The following is a 21,226-nucleotide window of genomic DNA, read 5'->3' as shown; positions in this document are numbered from 1 at the left end:
ATGTTGACTAGTCACGCATTGCTAAGCATCTACAAGGACTTCGATCATCATCGCCGTCCCGGCCTTAAACCCGGACACAAATGCAGCTGTCATCTCCAGCCCCTGTATTTGCGAATACAGTTCTAATAAAGACTCCAGCTCCTCAAACTCGCCTGCGGACAGCTTCTGCTTCCAAGTCTCTAGAGACTCGGTAATTTGCCTGTTGAGCGGTCGGTAATTGGAATCCTTAGAGATAATATCCTCGTTAGGGAATAGACTGCCATGATATAGTGATTCGAGTATGTTTGGCATAAGAGCCTCCTTTATCGGCTACATAATTATATTCGATAAAATCAGCGTAGCATATTTGCAGAGTGTACGTGGTACGCTTTGGCGTAATATCACAAAAATAAACAAGGATCAATCTTCGTGATTCTTAGGATAAATTTAAAAAGACACCTCTAAGGGTGTCTTTTATTTATGATTTTAAAACTATCTACTCCACCTTCATATAATACAAATTCGCAGTACTATCCTTCGTAATCGTATGCGCACCCGCTGCAACAGAGACCGTAGCAATACCATTCGTGATAGTATAGCTTGTTCCATCTACTTTTACTTTGGTTCCTTCGGAGTTGAACACTAATGTTAAAGTCGAGGCTTTGGCTGCTGTGAATCCAATGCTGGTTGCGCTCTCGATTTTCAGACATTGGGTTAAGGTCAGACCGCCATATACTACAGTTCCTTTACTCGTGGAGAGATTCCCGGAAATAGAGAAGAAGCTGCTCGTTGTTCCGGATGTGGTGAAGTTATGAACAATTGCCCCAGTAGTGGGCGTTGCAGTCGGCACCGGAGTTGCCGTTGGTGCAGGCGTTGCTGTTGGCGCAGGCGTTGCTGTTGGCGCAGGTGTTACTGTTGGCAACGGAGTTGCCGTTGGTGCTGGTGTTGCTGTTGGCGCAGGTGTTGCTGTTGGTGCAGGTGTTGCTGTTGGAGTTGGAGTCGGTCCTACCGGACTGGAATTACCTCCTACTGATACAAGACCCGTAATATAATTTCTGATTGCGGACATCAGTGCGGCATTCAGCGCATACGATGCGTCATCCACAGCGTCATTGAAAGCCCATGTGAAGTCTCCACCGCCCTGGCGTCCGGCTTCTGCCGTAACGACCTGTTCCACAGTGCTTACACTATCAGCATCTGAGGCACTAACTCCCGTATCAACGCTCGTATCGAAGTTGTTATACGCTGTCCCACCCACTAGAGCTTTGTATGAGCTTGGGACGGTCTCATTTCTCGAAGAAGCTAAGTAGGCATCAAACGAGGTAGCATTCGCCGGAGCCGTTCCGGTACTGGAGTTGGCATAGATCAGACTTGCCGCACCAGTAATACTGTTGTTGTAGGCTTTAATCACACCCCCGTTTTCGCCGGAGAACGTTCCTTCTTCCCCTATAGCATCCGTACCTTGCAAGGAACTAAGCATTGGATCTTTAGTATTTCTGAACACATTCGATTCTACAAAAGCCGAAGCTCCGGTTGTAACGCCGACACCATATTTCGAGACCCCATCATAGAAGTTGTTATAGACATGAACAGAAGCCACTCTAATCCGCGGATGACGGGAATCCGAATGATCGAACCAGTTATGGTGGAAGGTAACAAAGAATTCTGCAGATTCACTAAGTCCGACCAGAGCCGCTTTTCCGGAATCAAAATAGTGGTTGTACGAGATAGTGATATACGTTGAGCCTTTCTTGAGGTCCGTAGAACCGTCACCCTTAGCCTGGTCCGCGTCACCTCCTGCAGAGCCGTAGAAAATATCGTTATTATGCACCCATACATTCGCATTGCCTGTATCCATGGAGATACCGTCGTCAGGGAATAACATCACGCCCAGATTTCTGACTTCGACATTCCCGGTATATCTAAGCAGCATTCCCCAGCCGTAGGCATACGCATCTTTCCCGATACCCTCGATGGTAATATTCATTTCCGTATAATTGTTTTTACCTTTGACTTCAAGATAACCGCTGCTGTTGAGCTGTCCGCTTAGGTCAGCCGCTGTAACTTTTCCGATAATCCGGATGGCCAGCGGTGTTGTATCATAGCCTTTTTGTCTCAGTGTCAGAATTCCGCCAAGACCAACCCCGGTCTGTACGGTACCCGAGCTGCTGGTCTTCACGCCGAGCGTTACGGTTTGCGCATTCTGGGAGGTGATATACAGCACCTGTGCCCCGCTTTTGAGCGTCCCATTATCATTATAAGCACCTGAGCCTGTACCAAATTGCGAATTGGCTGAAAAAGCAAATCCGGACCGGTCATACGGCGCTACCGCCAGCGTTCCTGAGACTGCATTTGCCGTCACTGCGCCTGACGATACGGCCTCAACCTTCATTACATAACTTCCGGCTGCAAGCCCTACCGCATCAGCTCTCCAATAGGAAGAATACTTGCGGATCAACTCGTTATTAATCTGCTGATACTGGGAGTCCGCTGCGCCCGCTGCTTTAACATATACATTATATCCCGATGCATTGCTTACTGGTGACCACTCCACATAAGCAGCTTCATTTCCGCCTCCACTGCCCGTTATCGTAAGACCCGCAGCGTGTGCTACCGTAGTTCCCCATCCGCCGGCGATCAGAGATAGTGCAAGAGAAAATAACAAAACTATACTGGTTACCTTTGCAACTGTCCTTTTCATTTCATTGCCTCCTAATTTTAATTTGTTGCAGATCCTTCTGTAACCGCTTGCAATAATCTGTGATGCTCCTCTTGCACCTCCTCTTGTACCGGCTAATCCGAACCGTTGAAGCAGGATGAGATGAACCCTCTCGGACAACCCGAGCATATCAAATGTGAAAAGGGTGCTTAAACAATCATTTGCTCATATTGGCAGTAATTCTGCGGTATTATGAGTTAATGATTATTTCGCAGTGAGATGATACCCGGCATAAGCTTTGTTGAGCTTACAAGGGGCCGTTAGAGCCAGATTCGCATAAACAAAAAAGACACCCCCTAAGGTGTCTTTTTCTGAAATTTATTGAAATTTTGTATTGACGCGAATGGGGATGCTTTGTTGCTTGACTGGAGGTTTTTCGGGTTCTTGATTTAAATTTTGCCCTATTTCCGAAGCGTTTTTTTTGAATGTCTCTGTCACAGTCTGAATCACTTCACCCACATTGTGCGCAGATTCAAAAATCGGATCTATCGTTTTGATTTTACCTTTCACATCCCTGGTAACCTGATTAGCCGTATGAATGAGTTGTGTAGCTTCTCCTGTTAAGCCATGAATCGCATTTCTTACGTCAACCAGCGTCTTATTGGTCTCTGAGAGTGTAGTCATTCCTTTGCGCAGCGTAAGAATCAAGAAACCAACCAGACAGATAAAAGCAACTGCAGCCAAAGCAATACTAAGTTGGATAACCATGCAACACCTCCTGTAGTTCCACTGTATGTCCAACTTGTTGGGTTCATTCCTTCAATTGCCCTCAAGCAGGTTTTCCCGGCGAAATTTGTTCTACTTTCTATTCCTGATCCTTCGCTGCGAGCATTCTGAGCAGAACCGTGACCGTTTCCGCCCTCGTCGCGGCATCTTTCGGGAAGAAGCAGTTATTACCCTTACCCTGCATAATCCCCAGATTCTTCATCTCGGCTGCCGCTCCAACCGCCCAGACCGGGATGTCGCGGTCATCCGCGAATCCAGCGGAATGAGCTTTGGGTACAAGGTCTAATGCTCTCGCCAGCATTACGGCCATTTCCGATCTCGTCATAGGTGCATCGGGACGGAAGTTACTATTGTTATCGCCCTGGATAAGCCCCAGGCTTACAGCCCGTGCAACGGCTGCCTTGGCCCATTGCCCGATCCGGTCAGTGTCCTTGAAGGACAGGAGTGCTTCTTCATTCTGAAGCTTCAGCGAATTCGCCAGCATCACCGCGAATTCAGCGCGCGTTACCGTGCGATCGGGCCGGAACGAGCCGTCTGGATAACCTCTGATCATTCCCCTCTTCTCTGCTTCCAGGATATTGGCTTCGGCCCAATGACCGCCAACATCCGCGAAGGCATGACCGGGTACCGGAACGTCCGGTGTGTCCGAACCGCCGTTTGGATCATCGCTTGGATTAACGTTCGGATTATTGGGAGTTACCGGCGGACTCACGGGAGCTCCTCCTCCCGAATTACCTCCGCTTCCGCCGTTTGAACGTTCGTTTACGGAAACGTTTATTTTCCCCGTAACGGACGGATTTGCGGTCAAGACGGCTGTAATCGTCACTTCTCCTGCTACGGAAGGCGCCGTAAAGACCATGCTGAACCGGCCGTTCGCATCCGTGATTGTCTTTGAGCTTTGGAAGCTGCCCGACGAAGCCGCGACTTCGGCCTCCACGCCGGAGACCGGAAGATTGTCACTGTCGTAGACGATTCCCGCAACGGATACATCGTCTCCCACCGTCACGGCAGACGGCGTCGCTTGGAGTTCGATTAGAACGGGTACTTGTGCAGCCTTAATTACGGAGACGGTAATCTTATCCGTCACGGCCGGACTCGCAGTCAAGACGGCTGTAATCGTCACTTCTCCGGCTGCGGAAGGCGCCGTAAAGACCGTGCTGAACCGGCCGTTCGCATCTGTTACTGCTTTGGCACTCTCAATGCTCCCTGACGAAGCCGCAATTTCGACCTCTACGCCCGGGACCGGAAGATCGCCGCCGTCGTAGACGAGTCCCGTAACAGACACCTTGCCTCCAACCATCACGGAAGACGGTACCTCCTGGAGTTCGATCCGGGCGGGCACTTGTACGACCCCTTCTACGTAAACGGTAGTCGTCCCGCTCACAGACGGATTCGCGGTCAAGGCTGCTGTAATCGTCACTTCTCCGGCAGCAGACGACGCTGTAAAGACTGTGCTGAACCGGCCGTTCGCATCCGTTACCACACTGGCGTCATTGACACTGCCCGATGCAGACGCGATCTCGACCTCTACGCCGGATACCGGAAGATCGTCACTGTCGTAGACGGCTCCCGTAACGGACACGATGCCTCCGGATGTCACGGAAGACGGCGCTGCCTGAAGTTCGATTCGGGCGGGCACTTGTACGTCCTGGTTCACGGATACGGTAACCGTATCCGTCACGGTCGGACTTGCAGGCAGGACAACCGCGATCGTCACTTCTCCGGCTGCGGAAGGCGCGGTATAAACCGTGTTGAACCGGCCGTTAACGTCCGTTACTGCTTTAGCCGTTTCGATGCTGCCCGATGCAGACGCGATTTCGACCTCCACGCCGGGGACCGGAAGATCGGCGCCATCGTAGACGACACCTGTAACGGACACTTTGCCTCCAGCCGCCACGGAAGATGGCGTCGCTTCTAGTTCAACCCGGGCCGGAACCTTTTGTACGTTCTCTGGACCATACACTTTAAATTCCCAGAGCGAGTAGCCGTACGTGGTCGCTCTTTTCGTACCATACATCCGGACGTATCTTGCATTCACCGGTTCGAAGGAGATCTCATCAGTTTCTCCGTCTCCGGTGGTGGTACTGTATACTGTCGTCCAGTCCGCCGTGTTGTCAGAAACCTGGATTTGGTACTCCTTCCCATACGCACTTTCCCAATGCAGCATGACCTTCGCGATGGGCTGGCTGGAGCCAAGATCGGCGTAAATCCACTGCGGATCAGCATAGTTAGATCCCCAGCGGGTCGTCAATGACCCGTCAACCGCATTACCGGGAGACACGTCGGCGGCTCTGGCCGAGCTTGCCGTTACCTTCATGCCTTCGGCGAGATTGGGTGCCACCGCCTCAAACACATTAAATTCTGCAAGCGAATAGCCGTCCCCGGTGCCCTGCTGAACGCCAAGCATCCGGACGAACCTGGCATTGACCTTACCAAAGGAAAGTTCGTCGATTCCGCCATCCCCCATAGAAGTTGTATAAACGTCCTTCCAGGTGACAGCATCCTCCGACACTTGAATTTTATAGCTTTTTCCATACGCCTTTTCCCAATTCAGCCTAACTTTATGGATCATATATTGATCTTGCAGATCGACATAAATCCACTCGTTGTCCGAAGCACTTGAACTCCAATAGGAACTTCTGTATAGATCGGTTGCATTCGAGGCAAATTGCTTGCCTTGGCTGGAGGAAGCGGTCGCCCCTTTACTGTAAGCGAGATCGAACCCTCTGTCGTCGAGAGAGGTTCCCTCGTTTAGGGTCATACTCCGGCCGGTAAACGTATCCTTGCCGAGTCTATAGGTTGTTGTGGTTTTTTCTCCGTTACGGTTCAGCGTTACGTTCACTGTAATCCCCGGGGTTTCGGGATTAGCAACCGAGATGCGGACAGGTGTCACGGATTCGTCAATGATCACCATGGACGGTTGGTCAGCTGTGACCGTCAAGCCGTCTCTTAGCGTCACCGTCCCGGGTTGATAGAACAGCAATTCCGCAATGCCAAGGGAATTGTGCCGGACTGCCTGAACCGACGGTGTATTCGCAAGAATACTGACCGGGCTCGGGCTCACGCTTGCGTAGCTGCTGACCTCTTCAGGGGTTTTATTCGGCAATACGATATATTCATAGGAAGCGTTAGTCGGTTTCACGCCATGATAGAGCCATATTGAAAAAACCGGCTTGGTGATCGGCTCCGCCGAGCTTCCCGTGATGACATCGCCCCATTTTCCCGTCTTCGTCTCCCGCTTCACTTGAAAGCCGGTAGGATTCGGGAAAACATAGCCGGTCTTATCGTTATATGCCCAGCGCCCGTTAGCCTGCACCGTTCCGTCCGCTATTACTTTTCCGTCTACGAGCACATCCCCTGCCGCCAGACTTTGGTTCAATGTTGTATGGACCGGCGCAGCGTTAGTTGAAGCGATACCTGTGCCTAGCGCCACCATTTCATCATCGAAAAAGAAGTAGCCTTTTTTGCCGCTTGTACTCAGCTTGTTGAAATCAAACGCTGTGGCTCCATAACGCTCGTTGGTCACGCCGCCTACAAATGTTTTGGGATTGTTGAAATTCGCATCCTTCGTGAGTACATACGGTGCCGTCGTACCTGGAACATGAGCCCAGTCCATCAGCGGATAAACAGTCCTGTATTCATCCCCGGTTCTCTGAATGGCAGTGGCTCCTTGCGGCGTCCAGTAGAGCAGGTTATATCCGCTAGGATTAATGGTTCTCCACTCGCCGCCTTTGACCGTGCTGGAAGACATCTTGACCGTAATTCCATAATCATCCCGCATATGAGAGGAGACTAGCGTCTGCCATTGCGTCATATTGCTAGCATCCAGTCCGTTGCTCGTGCTCGTACCAATACTGCGGATGTTCTCAAGAAAACCCGCAAACTCGGCAGCGCGCTTCGGATTGGCCGCCTGCATCCACTGCAGCGGATCTTCATAGAAGGTCAAGGCTGCACTCGCATAATCCGGCCACTCTGGTCCATTCATCCCCATACCCAGATCGGCCACATCGCCTCTCACGAGGTACCTGGTGCCATCCAGCAGGTAGGACGATAACGAATCAATCGCCGCCTTGCTGTACGAGAATGAGGTGCCCGAGGTTACATATGCCCAGAATGACATATCTCTGGCAAAGCTTCTTCCATAGCCCGTCGTATAATTCGTTTTGCCATGCATGAAGAATGACATGTCTGACTGGATTCCCGTCACAGTCGCCGTCACATTGGACAGCACATTAAACGCTTCCACAGCGTTCCGGACGATCTGGGCATCCTCCAGCAATAAGCCGCGGATCATATAATTCTGATTGTACCAGGATGAGTTGGCTCCATCGACAGTGTGCGGGCTGCTGTCCAGCGTGCCGATTATATTGGAAGCTTGCGCTTCTGTTAAATAGCCTTCACATAAAAGCGCGATTTTCCCCAGCCTTAATTGCTTGCCGATTCCGGTCTCCCACCAGTTGGTGGAAGTGGGCTTCACCGTAAACCAATAGTCCAGCCCCTTTTGAATGCCTCCTAACAGGGTTTCATTATGATAGTATGGACCCTTCGGGTCAGCAAACGCCTGAGCCATCGACTGCAGCCGGTCTAATGCGAGATAAGGCGACCAGGCCCTCCCATTGGCACTGGAGGCTGTACTCGCATAATCTACATCTCCCCAGCTTCCATTGGAATTTTGATTGGTTAAGTACGTGCCGGCCTGAGATTTGTAGGTCCATTCGACCCGGCCGTTCGTTCCGTCGTTGATGATATCTTTGGAGACATAAAATGCCGCCGTCCGGTTTTTCATCAATTTTATTTCAGCGATCTCTGGAGAAACGTTGGCCGCCCCGGGCGTACTCGCCGATACAGGCGAATATAACCCTATGGATGATATCAACAAACAAACAATACCAAGACATGTCCATCTCTTTACAAACCTTTGCCTTTTGTCAGTCATGTACATGCGCTCCTTTGTCTATCTAAATTCAATCGTTTATGATAGCGCTTTCCTATATACGGATTGAAGAAGGCAGCTTGCACTGCCTTCAGCCTTCTACACTAGCATATTAAATATATCCTCCAGCGGTATGTCCGCCACTGCCATCACTTCGTCTGCGGCACCGTAATACATGCGGACCGTCTGATCCAGCAGCAGGGCTCCGCACGAAAACACGACCTTACCGAAGAATCCATTCACCTCATATGCAGCTTCCGGCTCCAATACAGGTACACGGGATCTCGCAATTACCTTGGCAGGGTTCTCCAGATCAAGCAGCACCGCGCCCATACAATAACGGTGCTTACTGTCCGCTCCGTGGTACAGCGCAAGCCAGCCTCGTTCGGTTCGAATCGGAACCGCCCCGCCGCCCATACGAGCCGAATCCCAGCCTTGTTCGCTTAGCCCCATCAGGAAGCGGTGATTCCCCCAATGGTCGAGATCGGGCGATTCGGCGATCCACATCTCGGGAGAGCCGAACGACTTGGGCACCGGACGGTGCAAAGCGTAATATTTGCCGTTAATTTTATCCGGGAAGATCATGACATCCTTATTCTCAGGAGCCAGCATAAGTCCGCGGCGTTTGAATGTCCGGAAATCCCGGGTCTCTGCCAGGCCGGCGCCAACGCCGCGGGCAGAAGCAGAGCTGTAAGTAATATAATAGATATCCCCGATTTGGGTCACACGCGGATCTTCAATTCCCCACGCTTCCAGGGCATTTTCCGGAAATAAGGCCGGATGCGGCTCCACATCGAAATGAATGCCATCCTTGCTTCGCGCCACCCGGAGATGAGATAAGGAGGTGAGCATGACCGTTCGTCCATCCTTTGCAACGAAGCGCGAGTCGGAGAAATCATAGCCCGGATCGGTCTTGTCGTAACGTTCTACAAGTACATCCGTACCCTCTTCATTCAGCCTGGGGACGAGCACTTCGTTCGCCCGGTCCGATAACGGCGCTTCTGCAATACGCAGTAAAAGGATCGTTTCATCCTTTAACTGCGCAACACCTGCATTAAACGCACCCAGCACCCGAAAATCGGGGCGGGAGGGGGCGACATCCCGGGCCCGTATAACAGGATTTTGCGCACTGCGCTGTATGTTCATATGAAGTACCTCTTTCAGTATTTTAAGTGCTTTTATTTACCGGCTGTGACCGCATCGATTTGCGCCTGAATTTCCTCGATTACTTTTTGTCCACCGAGGCTCTCCATTTTTTTGTTCATCATCTTCTTGCCTTCCTCAGCAGGCACCAGGCCCTGGCTAAACGGCAGGAAGGTCGAATCGTGAAGCGGAGTGATTTTGGCATATTCCGTCTTCACCTTTTCAGCATTAAAGTTGAAGCCCGCCGTTGGACTAAGTGTGAAATTGGCCGGGTTGGTAGAGAAGTCGAACCACTTCTTGTCATCCTTCATCATCGTGTCCGGCGTGCGGTTCAGCGTTGGCCGCCAGGTTAGCACGAACCCCGGGAATGAATAGCTGGACAGCACCTTATAGCTCGAATCCCCGACCGGTTCCCAGTCCTTCCCTTGAATGCCGTATTCCATCAGATCGTGGTTTTCCTTAATGGACAACCAATTGGCTACATCCATTGCCAAATCAGCGTGCTTGGAAGCAGCCGGGATACACAGGAAATTCCATTGCTGGAAAGCGGTATACGGCTTGGCTTTATCCCCGTTCGGAATGAAAATCTCAAGCTTGTCGCTGCCGTCTTGCAGCATTTCCGAATATTTCAATCCCTCCACACCATCCGCCGCATAATAAGTGGCCGCATATTTCCCCTGCTTGAACAGTGTCTCTGCATTCTGCTCCTGTGCGATGTTTTTGGAAATGATGCCATCCTTGTAGTATTGGGTGACGCGTTCATAACCATCAGCAATCACCGGGCTGGTCCATTGGCCGATTACTTTCTTGTCCTTGATGGAATAGGCAAACATGTTGACACCGATTTCGAGCACTTCATCCAGCGCCAGATTAGCAGATTCGCTCAGGATAAACGGAAGTTTATCCGCTTTGATGCCGTTAATGACGAAGGGTTTGACATCCTTCTCTTGTTCCTTGACCATATACAAGAATTTCTCCAAATCACCCAAGGTTTTCAACTCGGGAAGTCCATACTTCTCGCGCAAATCTTTACGGATCAGAAGACCATATAGCTGGCCCTGGGTGGTACCGAGCGGAATCCCCATAATTTTTCCGCCGAATTTGTTATACTCCCACATTTCCTCGGGAATAGATGCTTTGAGCTCCGGACGTTCGGCCACCGCGGCATCCAGTTCCATTAAAGAATTGCCCTCGATCATCTGATTCATGGATATCCATGGGGCATCCAAGTACATATCGAAATCTTCCCCGGCAGACATCTTCACGGATACCGCATTCCCGTAATCGGTCCACGGCAAGAAATTGATGTTCAAGGCCGCTCCGACGTTATCCGCTTTCAATTTATCATTGACCGCCTGTAGCACATCGTCAAAGCCCACCGGTTTATCCCCCGGAAAATAAGCTTTCAATGTCACCGTTTCCTTAGATGCGGGTGCAGCACTTTCCGTATTCTTCGGAGAACTCCCTTCATTGCCGCCAGTCTTCGTATTGCCTCCGCAGCCTGCCAGGATCAGTGAAGATACCAATACCGTTGCTGTTGTCGTGCCAACCCATTTTTTTAATCTCATTCCGTTACCCTCCCATATCTATGAACAAAATTCTGAAATTAACTGGGTTAGTCCGGTTAATCCCGGACATCCCCGTTTATCCTTTTACGGCTCCTACCGTTAGACCTTTGACGAAATACTTCTGAAGCATGGGATACAGCAGGACAATCGGGCCGATCGTCAGCACAGTTGTCGCCATCCGCACACCATAGGTCGGTGGAGTCACTGCAATTGCCGCTCCGGAGGGAATGAGATTTTTGGCAGCTTCCATATTGGATACCATCCGGCGAAGAATTAACTGCAGCGGGTATAACTTCTCATTATCCACGAACATCAATCCCATAAACCAGTCATTCCAGTAGCTCAGAGCATAGAAGAGACCGACGGAAGCCAGAATCGGCTTGGAGATCGGGATCATAATTTGATAGAAAATTCTCATTTCATTCGCTCCGTCTATTCTTGCGGCTTCCTCCAGTTCCTCAGGAATGGTGCGGAAGAAGCTCACGAGTAAAAATACGAGGAACGGCTGGCATAACATAGTTAAAATGAGTACCCAGATGGTATTCTGCAAATGCAGCCACTGACTGACCACAATATAAAATGGAATGATACCCCCGGAAAAAAGCATAGGCAGGTAGCAAAAGAACAGAAAAGGTGTTTGCAGAACATTCCGTTTGTTAGCCAGCGAATAGCCAAGCATTGCGGAAATGCACAACGCGCTTAATGCACCTACGACGGTGATAAAAATCGTGACCGCATAACCGTTGAATAACACATCCGATTGCAAAACCGCCTTATAAGCGTTCAGCGATAATTTTTGCGGAATCAAAGTATAGCCGTGCGCAATCAGTTCCTGTTCATCCGTAATAGAGCCGATAATCATCAGCAGAAAAGGAAACACACAAAATAGGGTGAACAACAAAATGAACGTATGGGCAAATATCGTAAACGTTCGATCCGCAGCGCTCTGTTTCTGTCTCATAGTTATTCTCCTAGAATAAAGCAGATTCTTTAGACACCCTTCGGGTTACCCAGTTGGCAGCAATGACGAATATCAGACCCATCACCGATTGGAACAGGCCGACTGCCGAAGACATGCCGAAGTCATGCAGCTGTCTCATGGAGCGGAAGACGAAGGTGTCAATGACATCGGTAGTCGGATAGAGCGATGAGTTGTCTCCAATGATGGCATAGATCATAGCAAAATCGCCATTGAAAATCTTGCCTACGGCCAATAAGGTCATGATCATGATGGTAGGAACGAGCAGCGGCAGCGTAATACGCATTACAATCTGCAGCTTGGATGCCCCGTCAATCCGGGCAGCCTCGTACAAATCCTCCGATATGCCTGTAATCGCGGCCAGAAAAATAATCGAAAGATAACCCGCACCTTGCCACACGCGGATAACGGTCAGAATATACGGCCAAAGCTTCGACTCAAACATCCAGTTGACCGGCTCCATACCGATATTTTGCAGCCAGTTATTGACCATCGGCTCTTCCCCGCCGAATAAGGATTGGACAATCATTCCTATCACAATCCAAGACATAAAATAAGGAAGAAAAATGAGAGACTGCGATATTCGTTTGAAATACTTATTGCGGATTTCGTTGAACATAAGCGCAATTAAAACGGCTGCGGCTGTAGTAAAGAAAATGAACAGTATGTTCAACACCAGCGTATTGCGCAGAATGGTCCAGAAATCACCTGAAGTAAAAAAGTAATCGAAATTTTTAAAACCGACCCAATCACTTCCTGTGATACCCTTGGCGAAATTATAGTCTTTGAAGGCAATCATAATCCCGTATATGGGAAAATAACTGAACACTAGAAAAAACAACAACCCCGGCACGGCCATAACATAAAGAAAAGGATTTCGGACAATATGCTTCAGTTTAGACCTTTTACTGGTGTTAATTGGGTATTGCATCTTTTTATATCCCCCCTTTCATCAAGACCGGCAATTGCATTAGCACGCCGTTATCTATGCCGTCACCTTATCAAGCCCTCACTGCTACGGCAATTCCGAAAAGCTCTAATCCTTCCTGCAAGCGCAGATTTACAAACTTCCCAAAAACAACACTATTGCGAAAACAAACGATTCTGAAGACGAAAATAATCGGTATGCTATAATAAATCTACAATTTATGAGCTCGGCAGTTATGATTACGGAGGTTCCAGCAATGAAATTCAGACGTCCACTCCTCGCATCGCTGAAGCAGCATCCTACTTATATGAAGCTTATTTTTTATTTCGTCAGTGCAAACGTACTGGTGCTGGGTATATCATTTGCGCTGCTCTATTGGCAGTCCTCCAAGACGCTTCTGGAAGAGATCGGCGATCATTCCGAATCCTTGCTGGTAAACAGCGCCCAGAACACCGCACGGCTGATGGAATGGGCCCTGGAATTTAGCTTCTCCTCCAGTGATGACAGCGCCCTCAAGGTATATGCCCTTTCAGATCAGTACAGCGATTTTGAGACTTTTGAGGTATGGAGCCGGCTTATGGACATCAAGAACGCCAATCCGTCTATCGATTCGGTATACCTCATTAACGATTACACGAATACGGTTGTTGATTCCAGACTTGGATTGAATGATGCGGAAACTTTCTACGATCAGGATATTATTAAGCGTTTACAGGATCCGGTTACGGCGAACCATAGCGTGCTCATTCCCAGAACCTTGTCCCTGCCACTTACCGGGAATACGCCCAAAGAGGTGATGACCATCATAAGATTTTACGAAAGAGGCAGTTCTATTTCCGCTTTCGTTATGAATGTAGATACAGATAATCTCATGACCCTGCTTCAGGACAATTCGAATGATGGCGACAGGTCAGTTGCGGTTCTGAATGACCGGGAGGAGACGGTTTTTAGCAGCACTTCTTTGAATCAGGAACAAACTGCGGAGCTCAGAAGCCACGTGATTAAGGGCGAGAGCGGATGGAAGCTCTTTCATCCCCGTGATCAGGGAGAACAGCTAATGGTTTACGCAGGCATCTCCATCAAAGGAATCCAGGATTGGACCTTTATCGAAACGATACCGAAGTCTGTCATTTTGGATAAAATTACGGTTCTTCGCAACACTAGCCTGAGCTTGTTCATTGCCCTGTTCGCAGCCTCCTGGACCGTTATCGTGCTGATCTCCAAACGGGTATACTCGCCCATTCAAGAACTGATTACCAGAGTAATGCGGCAGCATCAAGCGGAAAAGCCCGGTCTGGGATACAGCACATATGAACTTGACTACTTATCCAATGTGTTTATAGCCCAGCATAATCAGATTAACGAACTGACCGAGCAATGGCGGCTTAATAAATTTTTAGGCAGAGAGAGGTTTTTACGGGATTTTCTGGGGGAGACTTACCATTCAGCAGAGGAGATAGGTTCTCAATTTCTGGAGTGGGGCATTGACCTGCCGGTAGATCAGCTGTCGGTGGCCATCTTGCGGATTGACCACTTCTCGGAATTCTCGGAGACCTACCCGGAGAAGGACCGGCGTCTGCTCCGGTTCGCAATGTCCAATATTATTCAAGAGTCGCTGCAATCGTCCAAGCACAAGCTGCAAACGGTGGATATGGGTGACGATCACGTGGCCGTTGTCCTATCCGCCCCCTTGTCCGAAGAATATGCGAGGAAGCTGCAAGGCTCCCAACAGTTAATAGAGCAGTATTTGTCAGTTGGAACGACTGTCGCCTGGGGCAGGACGCTGCCCGGCCTGACCGACATGCATGAGATATATATGGAGACGTATGAACTGACGCAGGAACGGTTCAGGTTCGGACACAGATCGCTCATCGTGAAGGAATGGCTACCCGATGCGCCAGGAGAACTGTACCATCTGCCTGCGAACAAAGAGCGGCAGATCGCTCAGGCTCTTCCCAAGGGGAATGCAGATACGGTTCTGGAAGTCATACGCTCAGCCGTAGTCAAGCTGCGGGAAATGCCCTATTTTGAATGTAAAATGTCATTGATTACCCTGTTTATGGATATACGCAGGCTCATGCAGGAGCATTCCGCTCAGCCTCTGCCCAGTTCATGGGGGCTGACTTCTATTGAGAAACAGATTATTCAGCAGGAGACGATGGACAAGGTGGTGCCATGGATGGAAGCCTTGGTCACCAAGACACTCGAAGACATTGTAGCTGCCCGCGGGCTGTCCAAGAATGTGACTCTGATCGAGCAGGCGGACCGGTTCATTGAAGAACAATTAACCGATCCGAACTTGTCCGCAAAAATGCTTGCTGATCATTTGGGGTTATCCGTTAATTATTTCCGCAGTTTATATAAAGCGGAGACAAACCAGTCCATTACGGACAAAATCTCGGAGAAGCGCCTAAGCTTCATCTGTCAGGAGCTCATTGCCTCCGACTCGCCGATTGAGCCCATCGTCCAAAATTTCGGATTTTCATCGCTTAACACGTTTTATTCCAGCTTCAAAAAGGTGTACGCAATGACACCGGCCCAATACCGGAAGAAGTATAGAGGTGGCAATAGCATCGAGAAATAAGAATGCAGCTGCGACAAAAAAGCGATGGGGAAACATCCCTCATCGCTTTTTTCACATTACTGAAGCAACACGTTAACAGCAAATCCCCTGGCAGAATAAGGGTTATGCACTCATTCGCCCTTATAAGCCTTATGCAATTCCGCAAGCTCAAATTTCTTCATCTTAAGAAACGCCTCTGTAACACGCGCAAGCTGCTCCGGCGTACCCTTCTCCATCATCTCGTCCATTTCGGCCGGAACAATCTGCCAGGACACGCCATACTTATCTGTCAGCCAGCCGCATTGCTCGGCTTCAGGAACCGCTGAAAGCTGCTCCCAATAGGAATCAATCTCCTCTTGCGAGTCGCATTTCACCATGAAGGAAATGGCTTCGTTGAAGCTGAATTTATGATCATGTGCACTATCCATTGCGGTGAACCACTGATTCTCCAGCATGAAGTCAGCGAACATAATCGTTCCCTCTTGATCAGGTTGCATTCCAGTCGGGTAACGGGCTATAAGTCCTTGCCGAGAATCTTTGAATATGGACAAATAGAAGGACATCGCCTCTTCTGCCTTGCCGCAGTTATTACCGATGAACATAAATGACGGTATTATAGCAGGCCGCTCTTCACCTTCCGGATTGGTAAGAATCAACTGCCATGAGACGCCATACTTGTCCTGAATCCAGCCATACCGCTCACTGAACGGATATTTATCGAGCGGCATCAAAGCCATGCCGCCATCGGATAATTTGTTCCACACCTCATCTAATTTCTCTGCTGCGTTCTTATCGCGTGAGGGATCAAAATTAACGAAAAAAGACACGGACGGATTCAGCTTAAAATACGGCCCTGCACTGATCGCCATAAACTTCTGCCCCCAAATTTCAAAAGAAACCTGATCGCAGTCGCCTGACGGAGTGTCATGAAGTGTTGTAACACTCGTAACTTTGGAGTCCGGGAACACAGAAGCGTAAAAATGGGCAGCTTCTACCGCCTCCTTGTCATACCATATATGCGGAACGATTCTCTGATTGATGTTTGCCACAAGTTATTCCTCCCCGGGGACATTCACTTGAAAAGTAACGCCGAACTTGTCCTTCACAATTCCATACAAAGGGCTCCAATCCGTCTTCTGCAGAGGCATGATCACTTGACCGCCGTCTTCCAGTGCAGCAAAAATCTCCCGTGCGTCTGCTCTTCTGCAGGATGAATGGCAATCTGAACCGTATCCCCGTCCGCCTGATGTGACGTGCCCGGAAAAGTATCGGAGAACATGAGATCTGCATTACCGACCTTCAGATGCGCATGCATCACAAGCGTTTTCATCTCATCGGTGAGCGGATGCTCCGGATCTTCCGGCAGGTCTCCGAACGTCGTGATTGCGACTACGCTGCCATGCAGCGCTTTTTCATAGAAATAAAGCGCTTCTCTTGTGTTTCCGTTAAATACAAAATACGGGTTCAAACGGATTGACATCATTCTTCATCCCCTTTGGAATAAGCTTAACAGTCAGCCTTATTATACACCAAATTTGAAGAAAATATACGGTTTTTGCGAACGTATGGTCTTATTTTTATTTTGCTGTAGGCGACCCAACTTCTGGCCTAATCAGGAGCAGCTTATTACAAATACAATTCCAAAGCCGCCTAGCCCATTATCATCTAAAATCTCAATGCGGACTTCAGGTTCATTCTTTTCTATTCCCGTATTCTAAACATAAATTGTAAAATATATCCAAAACAAGACTTAGCGAAAGAACCATTTATTAAATTTGGCATATACCTATCTTGTGAATAAAATTACAAAAGAACGAAAAGGAGCTACGTTAATGAATCAATATCATAACCACTATCATTTTCACTATCCCTCAAGACCGGATCAGCCTGGAGATTCGCAATACTATTTACCACAAGAAACTTTAACGGAAGAATTTGATCTAGGTAGAGTGGGTCATTTTTATAAATCCGGGACCTCTACGATGGGAGAATTCACATTTCAATTTTTAGGAATTTCGCGTAATGGCATGGTTTCAATGAATATTTTTGATACCACAGCTACCCCGGTGAAATTTTTAGGCTTCAGAAAAATACATCGTTCTGATCTTGTCGGGCTAGAATATATTGGTCCAAACCTGACCTAAACAAAAACAGTCCGAAATAACCCACCTTTAATCCTTCATATAAAAGTCAGTCACAAACCCTGCTCCCTTGAGCGGAAATCAGGCGGCCCAATCTGTAATATTGCGTATTAAGCAGTAATATAATCTGCAACAGTCCTCAAGCCCACCGCCTTCGAAAAGCTGCTATAAACGAGAACAAGGACATGGATGAGCCCTCCAAAGTCCTTGTTTTTTATATGATCGATTGAAAGAATAGGAATGCTAAAAGCACTCCCTATGTCCAAAGCCATACTCCATGGCAATCACACAATCCTAACTGGTTAAATAATGCGTCCGTATACGCTACTTAGGGTCTTCTTCTTCCAGGTATCCTAAATAATCGCTATACAACTCCATCATCCCATCTCCGAACCCCAGATTTTTCATCATCTATGTCTCCATATGAAAGAGTAAAGTCTACTCCACATTCCACTGTAAAAATCATTAGCTCTGCAATTTGCCCTTTATTTGTTGAGACATTACTAAAGTCTTTTATTGCTTGCTTCATAATCTGGTATCGCAGAATCTCTCCCTTGTGGACCAATTCCTTCTCAATAATTTTCTTGTACTTGTCTAAGACTTCCTCACTATCAGGAAATAGTATTGAAAAATAGTGCTCCTGAATGATCGGATATATCTTGGTCATATTCAAGATTTCAGCCTCAAGCTCTTCCCTCGTTAGATTCTTTAAATGCTTTTTAATGGTTCAGTTACTTAGTTTCAGCATTACTATGATCTCCTTAATCCGGTTATAATCCCCAATATTATTACTCAGCAACTTACAAGGTATAATATAAATAAAACGCGAGGACCAATCAATGGACAATATCGAGGACAAATATAATGCAGCTCTGGCTCATATTGAGGAACTTAAGCTGGAAGTCACCCGGTTGAGAGGTCTACTATAAGCTCGCCCTGTATAAAAGTTATTTTCGCGGCAGAGACGATGTTTATCCGATTCGTTGGAGCAATAAACAAGGAAAGTCCGGGTATTCTCCGGCTTGCGCCAATGAATGGACTTCCGTTTGCAAGAAACCTAGAGTGAAATGCTCCGTTTGCAAACACCAGAACTTCATGCCCCTTACAAGCGAAGTGCTGTCAGCCCATTTAGATGCAAGGCAAGACCGGACGATTGGTATCTATCCCATGCTGCAGGACGAGACCTGCTGGTTTTTGGCTATGGATTTTGACAAACACGATTGGAAGCAGGATGTTACTGCCGTGATGGAGCTATGTAAAAGCCTTGAAATCCCCGCACTCTTAGAGCGTTCGCGTTCCGGCAATGGGGCGCATATCTGGATTTTCTTCAGTCGAAATATCGAGGCGGCTACAGCCAGAAGATTTGGAATGACCCTGCTGAGTCTTACCATGAACAACAGATATCAGATCGGCATGGAATCCTATGACCGCCTGTTTCCCAATCAGGATACACTGCCCAAAGGCGGATTCGGCAACCTCATTGCCCTTCCTCTTCAAGGCGGGCCGCGTAAGCAGGGAAACAGTGTTTTTGTTGACGAGCGCTTTGAGCCCTACGCTGATCAATGGGGATATTATCCGAACTTGGCAAGATGGGCGAAGACCAGGTGAAGCAATTTATATACACGCACGGGGAGCGTGGACTTTTTAGCAATGACAGAATTACTACGGGATCAGACCACGACTCAGATGGATTAATCTTATTACAAGGGAATCCGACTCAGATTGAAGAGGTTCTAATGGAATCTTTGCCTGCTGAAATACAGATTTTGCAATCGGATCGCCTTTATATCCTCAAGTCTGGACTTCCCTCAAGTGCAATTCATGCGCTGATCAAATTAGCTTCCTTCTCCAACCCTGATTTTTATAAAGCACAAGCGATGCGGCTCTCCACCTATGGTAAACCCCGGGTCATCTCATGCGCCAAGGATCTGGAGAATTACGTAGTACTGCCAAGGGGATGCTTGCCGGATTTGTTATCTTTTTTCGAGCAAAATCAGGTTAAGGTATCGCTTAAGGATCAACGTTCGTCTGGAACTTCTATCGAGGCAGAGTTCACCGGTACGCTGAGTACTCTTCAGGACACAGCAGCCAGAGCTATTCTAAGCCGGGATATAGGCGTTCTCTCAGCGGCAACCGCATTTGGCAAAACTGTCGTAGCAGCCAGCATTATCGCTTCAAGAAAGACAAATACCCTCATTCTGGTTCACCGACGGGAGCTTATGGAGCAATGGCAGGAACGTTTGCAAACCTTTCTTGAAGTTCCTAAACAAGCAATCGGTACGATTGGCGGCGGTAAAAATAAACGAACCGGCATCATCGACATTGCTGTCATTCAGAGCCTCAACTATAAAGGAAACGTTAAACCCTTCATAAGTGAATACGGCCAGGTGATTGTGGATGAATGTCACCACGTATCAGCCTACAGCTTCGAACAGGTTCTGCGGGAAGTCAAAGCAAAGTATGTATTTGGCTTAACAGCCACCCCTAAACGGCAGGACGGACAGGAAGCCATTGTACGGTTCCAGCTTGGACCTGTGCTATTAAAGGTGGATGCCAAAAGCCTAAGCAGCTCTAGAGGATTTTCATTAAGGGTGGTCCCCCGCTATACTCACTTTCAGATCAAGTCAGGGGAACAGGTTGCCGGAATTCAGGACATCTATCAGCAGCTTGTAGACAATGAGGAGCGTAACACGCTTATTTTTGACGATTTGTTAACCTGCTTAGATGAAGGACGTTCTCCACTGCTTCTGGTTGAACGGACCGCTCATGCTGAATATTTTGCAGAGAGATTACACGCCTTTGCCAAAAACGTAATTGTGCTTAGGGGCGGAAAGGGGAAAAAGCAAAGAGAAGCTCTACGCGCCCAAATTGCTTCTATTCCAGACGATCAGGAGCGTGTAGTCATCGCTACGGGTAAGCTAATCGGTGAAGGCTTCGATGACGCCAGACTGGACACCTTGTTCCTGGTCCATCCCATCTCCTGGACAGGCACCTTACAGCAATATGCTGGCCGCCTGCACCGGAGTCATGCGAATAAAGAAGAAGTGAAAATATATGATTACATCGATCTTCAGGTTCCAATGTTAATGGCGATGTTCAAGAAACGAGTGAAGGGATATCGTAAGATGGGGTACCGGGGGGCGGAGTTGTAGGAAAGTGCTTCAAAATAGAGTGGGCATGCTTAACTAGTTGTTTATATCCCAACAAAGAACGTCAGTTTAAGCTCCTGCCAATAGGAAAATTAATAACCGAATCACAAGACATCTACAAAAGATCAAACGGGAGCATCCGCTCATAGGATGCTCCTGCGTTTTTTCTTTCTCAAAGCATTGATCCCCTGCTCCGTTAACCTAGCAGCCTTCTATTATCAGCATAAAACAATCATTATAAATGAAAAAAGACACCTTAGGGGGTGTCTTTCACTGATACTCCATATGGAGCCGAGGGGAGTCCGCCCCCCTGTCCGAAGATAACGGCACATAAGATTCTACGAGTGTAGTTACAGTTTTGATGTCACCCGAGTATCGCCCCGTAACCGGCTATACGT

14 protein-coding genes and 1 pseudogene are annotated in these 21,226 nt (G+C 48.4%); 4 read left to right on the top strand and 11 right to left on the bottom strand.

Annotated features, from left to right (window positions below):
- Window positions 1-21: 21 nt before the first annotated feature.
- From NSU01_RS01010 to NSU01_RS00975, 8 genes are all read right to left on the bottom strand, one after another.
- Window positions 22-291: a DUF6809 family protein gene (locus NSU01_RS01010; RefSeq protein ID WP_076243435.1), complete on the bottom strand. Its 270-nt coding sequence runs from the start codon at window positions 289-291 to the stop codon at window positions 22-24.
- Window positions 292-475: 184 nt separating this feature from the next.
- Window positions 476-2,680, bottom strand: a complete 2,205-nt coding sequence (locus NSU01_RS01005; RefSeq protein WP_076243434.1) for a pectate lyase — start codon at window positions 2,678-2,680, stop codon at window positions 476-478.
- 336 nt (window positions 2,681-3,016) lie between these two features.
- The gene (locus NSU01_RS01000; RefSeq protein WP_052421618.1) at window positions 3,017-3,406 is read right to left on the bottom strand and encodes a DUF948 domain-containing protein; all 390 of its coding nucleotides are present in this window, start codon (window positions 3,404-3,406) and stop codon (window positions 3,017-3,019) included.
- A gap of 97 nt (window positions 3,407-3,503) precedes the next feature.
- Window positions 3,504-8,210, bottom strand: coding sequence for a polysaccharide lyase family 8 super-sandwich domain-containing protein (locus NSU01_RS00995; RefSeq protein WP_076243433.1), 4,707 nt, complete (start codon window positions 8,208-8,210; stop codon window positions 3,504-3,506).
- Window positions 8,211-8,456: 246 nt separating this feature from the next.
- Complete coding sequence (locus NSU01_RS00990; RefSeq protein ID WP_076243432.1) at window positions 8,457-9,503, bottom strand: glycoside hydrolase family 130 protein; 1,047 nt, start codon at window positions 9,501-9,503, stop codon at window positions 8,457-8,459.
- A 32-nt stretch (window positions 9,504-9,535) separates the two neighbouring features.
- Window positions 9,536-11,068 carry an extracellular solute-binding protein gene (locus NSU01_RS00985; protein ID WP_076243431.1) on the bottom strand — a complete coding sequence of 511 codons (1,533 nt, stop codon included), beginning with the start codon at window positions 11,066-11,068 and terminating at the stop codon, window positions 9,536-9,538.
- A 76-nt stretch (window positions 11,069-11,144) separates the two neighbouring features.
- On the bottom strand, window positions 11,145-12,029 hold the full coding sequence (locus NSU01_RS00980; protein WP_039296857.1) for a carbohydrate ABC transporter permease: 885 nt from the start codon (window positions 12,027-12,029) through the stop codon (window positions 11,145-11,147).
- Between the two features lie 10 nt (window positions 12,030-12,039).
- A complete protein-coding gene (locus NSU01_RS00975) occupies window positions 12,040-12,978 on the bottom strand; it encodes an ABC transporter permease subunit (protein WP_076243430.1) in 939 nt (312 codons plus the stop codon).
- A 253-nt stretch (window positions 12,979-13,231) separates the two neighbouring features.
- On the opposite strand from NSU01_RS00975, the gene NSU01_RS00970 reads away from it, so the two are divergent.
- The gene (locus tag NSU01_RS00970; RefSeq protein WP_076243429.1) at window positions 13,232-15,559 is read left to right on the top strand and encodes an AraC family transcriptional regulator; all 2,328 of its coding nucleotides are present in this window, start codon (window positions 13,232-13,234) and stop codon (window positions 15,557-15,559) included.
- A 110-nt stretch (window positions 15,560-15,669) separates the two neighbouring features.
- Here NSU01_RS00970 and NSU01_RS00965 read toward each other — a convergent pair whose 3' ends face one another.
- Together NSU01_RS00965 and NSU01_RS00960 are read right to left on the bottom strand one after the other, a co-directional pair.
- Entirely contained in the window at window positions 15,670-16,587 is a 918-nt protein-coding gene (locus tag NSU01_RS00965; RefSeq protein WP_076243428.1) for a VOC family protein, read from the bottom strand.
- A gap of 3 nt (window positions 16,588-16,590) precedes the next feature.
- Window positions 16,591-17,018: pseudogene (locus NSU01_RS00960) on the bottom strand (VOC family protein).
- A gap of 352 nt (window positions 17,019-17,370) precedes the next feature.
- Between NSU01_RS00960 and NSU01_RS00955 the strand changes: the two are divergent.
- Window positions 17,371-17,682 carry a hypothetical protein gene (locus NSU01_RS00955; RefSeq protein WP_042132795.1) on the top strand — a complete coding sequence of 104 codons (312 nt, stop codon included), beginning with the start codon at window positions 17,371-17,373 and terminating at the stop codon, window positions 17,680-17,682.
- 361 nt (window positions 17,683-18,043) lie between these two features.
- On the opposite strand, the gene NSU01_RS00950 is transcribed toward NSU01_RS00955, so the two are convergent.
- Window positions 18,044-18,352 carry a hypothetical protein gene (locus tag NSU01_RS00950; RefSeq protein ID WP_076243427.1) on the bottom strand — a complete coding sequence of 103 codons (309 nt, stop codon included), beginning with the start codon at window positions 18,350-18,352 and terminating at the stop codon, window positions 18,044-18,046.
- Window positions 18,353-18,774: 422 nt separating this feature from the next.
- On the opposite strand from NSU01_RS00950, the gene NSU01_RS00945 reads away from it, so the two are divergent.
- Together NSU01_RS00945 and NSU01_RS00940 are read left to right on the top strand one after the other, a co-directional pair.
- Window positions 18,775-19,287, top strand: coding sequence for a hypothetical protein (locus tag NSU01_RS00945; RefSeq protein ID WP_076243426.1), 513 nt, complete (start codon window positions 18,775-18,777; stop codon window positions 19,285-19,287).
- Window positions 19,284-20,831, top strand: coding sequence for a DEAD/DEAH box helicase family protein (locus NSU01_RS00940; RefSeq protein ID WP_339302390.1), 1,548 nt, complete (start codon window positions 19,284-19,286; stop codon window positions 20,829-20,831). Before NSU01_RS00945 ends, NSU01_RS00940 begins: the two co-directional genes overlap by 4 nt.
- Window positions 20,832-21,226 lie beyond the last annotated feature (395 nt).

This window comes from Paenibacillus sp. FSL H8-0259 (genome assembly GCF_037963255.1).
GTDB lineage: Bacteria > Bacillota > Bacilli > Paenibacillales > Paenibacillaceae > Paenibacillus_AQ > Paenibacillus_AQ phytohabitans.
The sequence above is the reverse complement of the archived record's forward strand: the minus strand, read 5'-3'. Positions and strand labels throughout refer to the sequence as shown.

Bases quoted from the DNA above. Each gene is read 5' to 3' on its own strand.
- NSU01_RS01010 (WP_076243435.1), bottom strand. From the start codon at position 291: ATGCCAAACATACTCGAATCACTATATCATGGCAGTCTATTCCCTAAC.
- NSU01_RS01005 (WP_076243434.1), bottom strand. From the start codon at position 2,680: ATGAAAAGGACAGTTGCAAAGGTAACCAGTATAGTTTTGTTATTTTCT.
- NSU01_RS01000 (WP_052421618.1), bottom strand. From the start codon at position 3,406: ATGGTTATCCAACTTAGTATTGCTTTGGCTGCAGTTGCTTTTATCTGT.
- NSU01_RS00995 (WP_076243433.1), bottom strand. From the start codon at position 8,210: ATGAAAAACCGGACGGCGGCATTTTATGTCTCCAAAGATATCATCAAC.
- NSU01_RS00990 (WP_076243432.1), bottom strand. From the start codon at position 9,503: ATGAACATACAGCGCAGTGCGCAAAATCCTGTTATACGGGCCCGGGAT.
- NSU01_RS00985 (WP_076243431.1), bottom strand. From the start codon at position 11,068: ATGAGATTAAAAAAATGGGTTGGCACGACAACAGCAACGGTATTGGTA.
- NSU01_RS00980 (WP_039296857.1), bottom strand. From the start codon at position 12,029: ATGAGACAGAAACAGAGCGCTGCGGATCGAACGTTTACGATATTTGCC.
- NSU01_RS00975 (WP_076243430.1), bottom strand. From the start codon at position 12,978: ATGCAATACCCAATTAACACCAGTAAAAGGTCTAAACTGAAGCATATT.
- NSU01_RS00970 (WP_076243429.1), top strand. From the start codon at position 13,232: ATGAAATTCAGACGTCCACTCCTCGCATCGCTGAAGCAGCATCCTACT.
- NSU01_RS00955 (WP_042132795.1), top strand. From the start codon at position 17,371: ATGAATCAATATCATAACCACTATCATTTTCACTATCCCTCAAGACCG.
- NSU01_RS00945 (WP_076243426.1), top strand. From the start codon at position 18,775: ATGCCCCTTACAAGCGAAGTGCTGTCAGCCCATTTAGATGCAAGGCAA.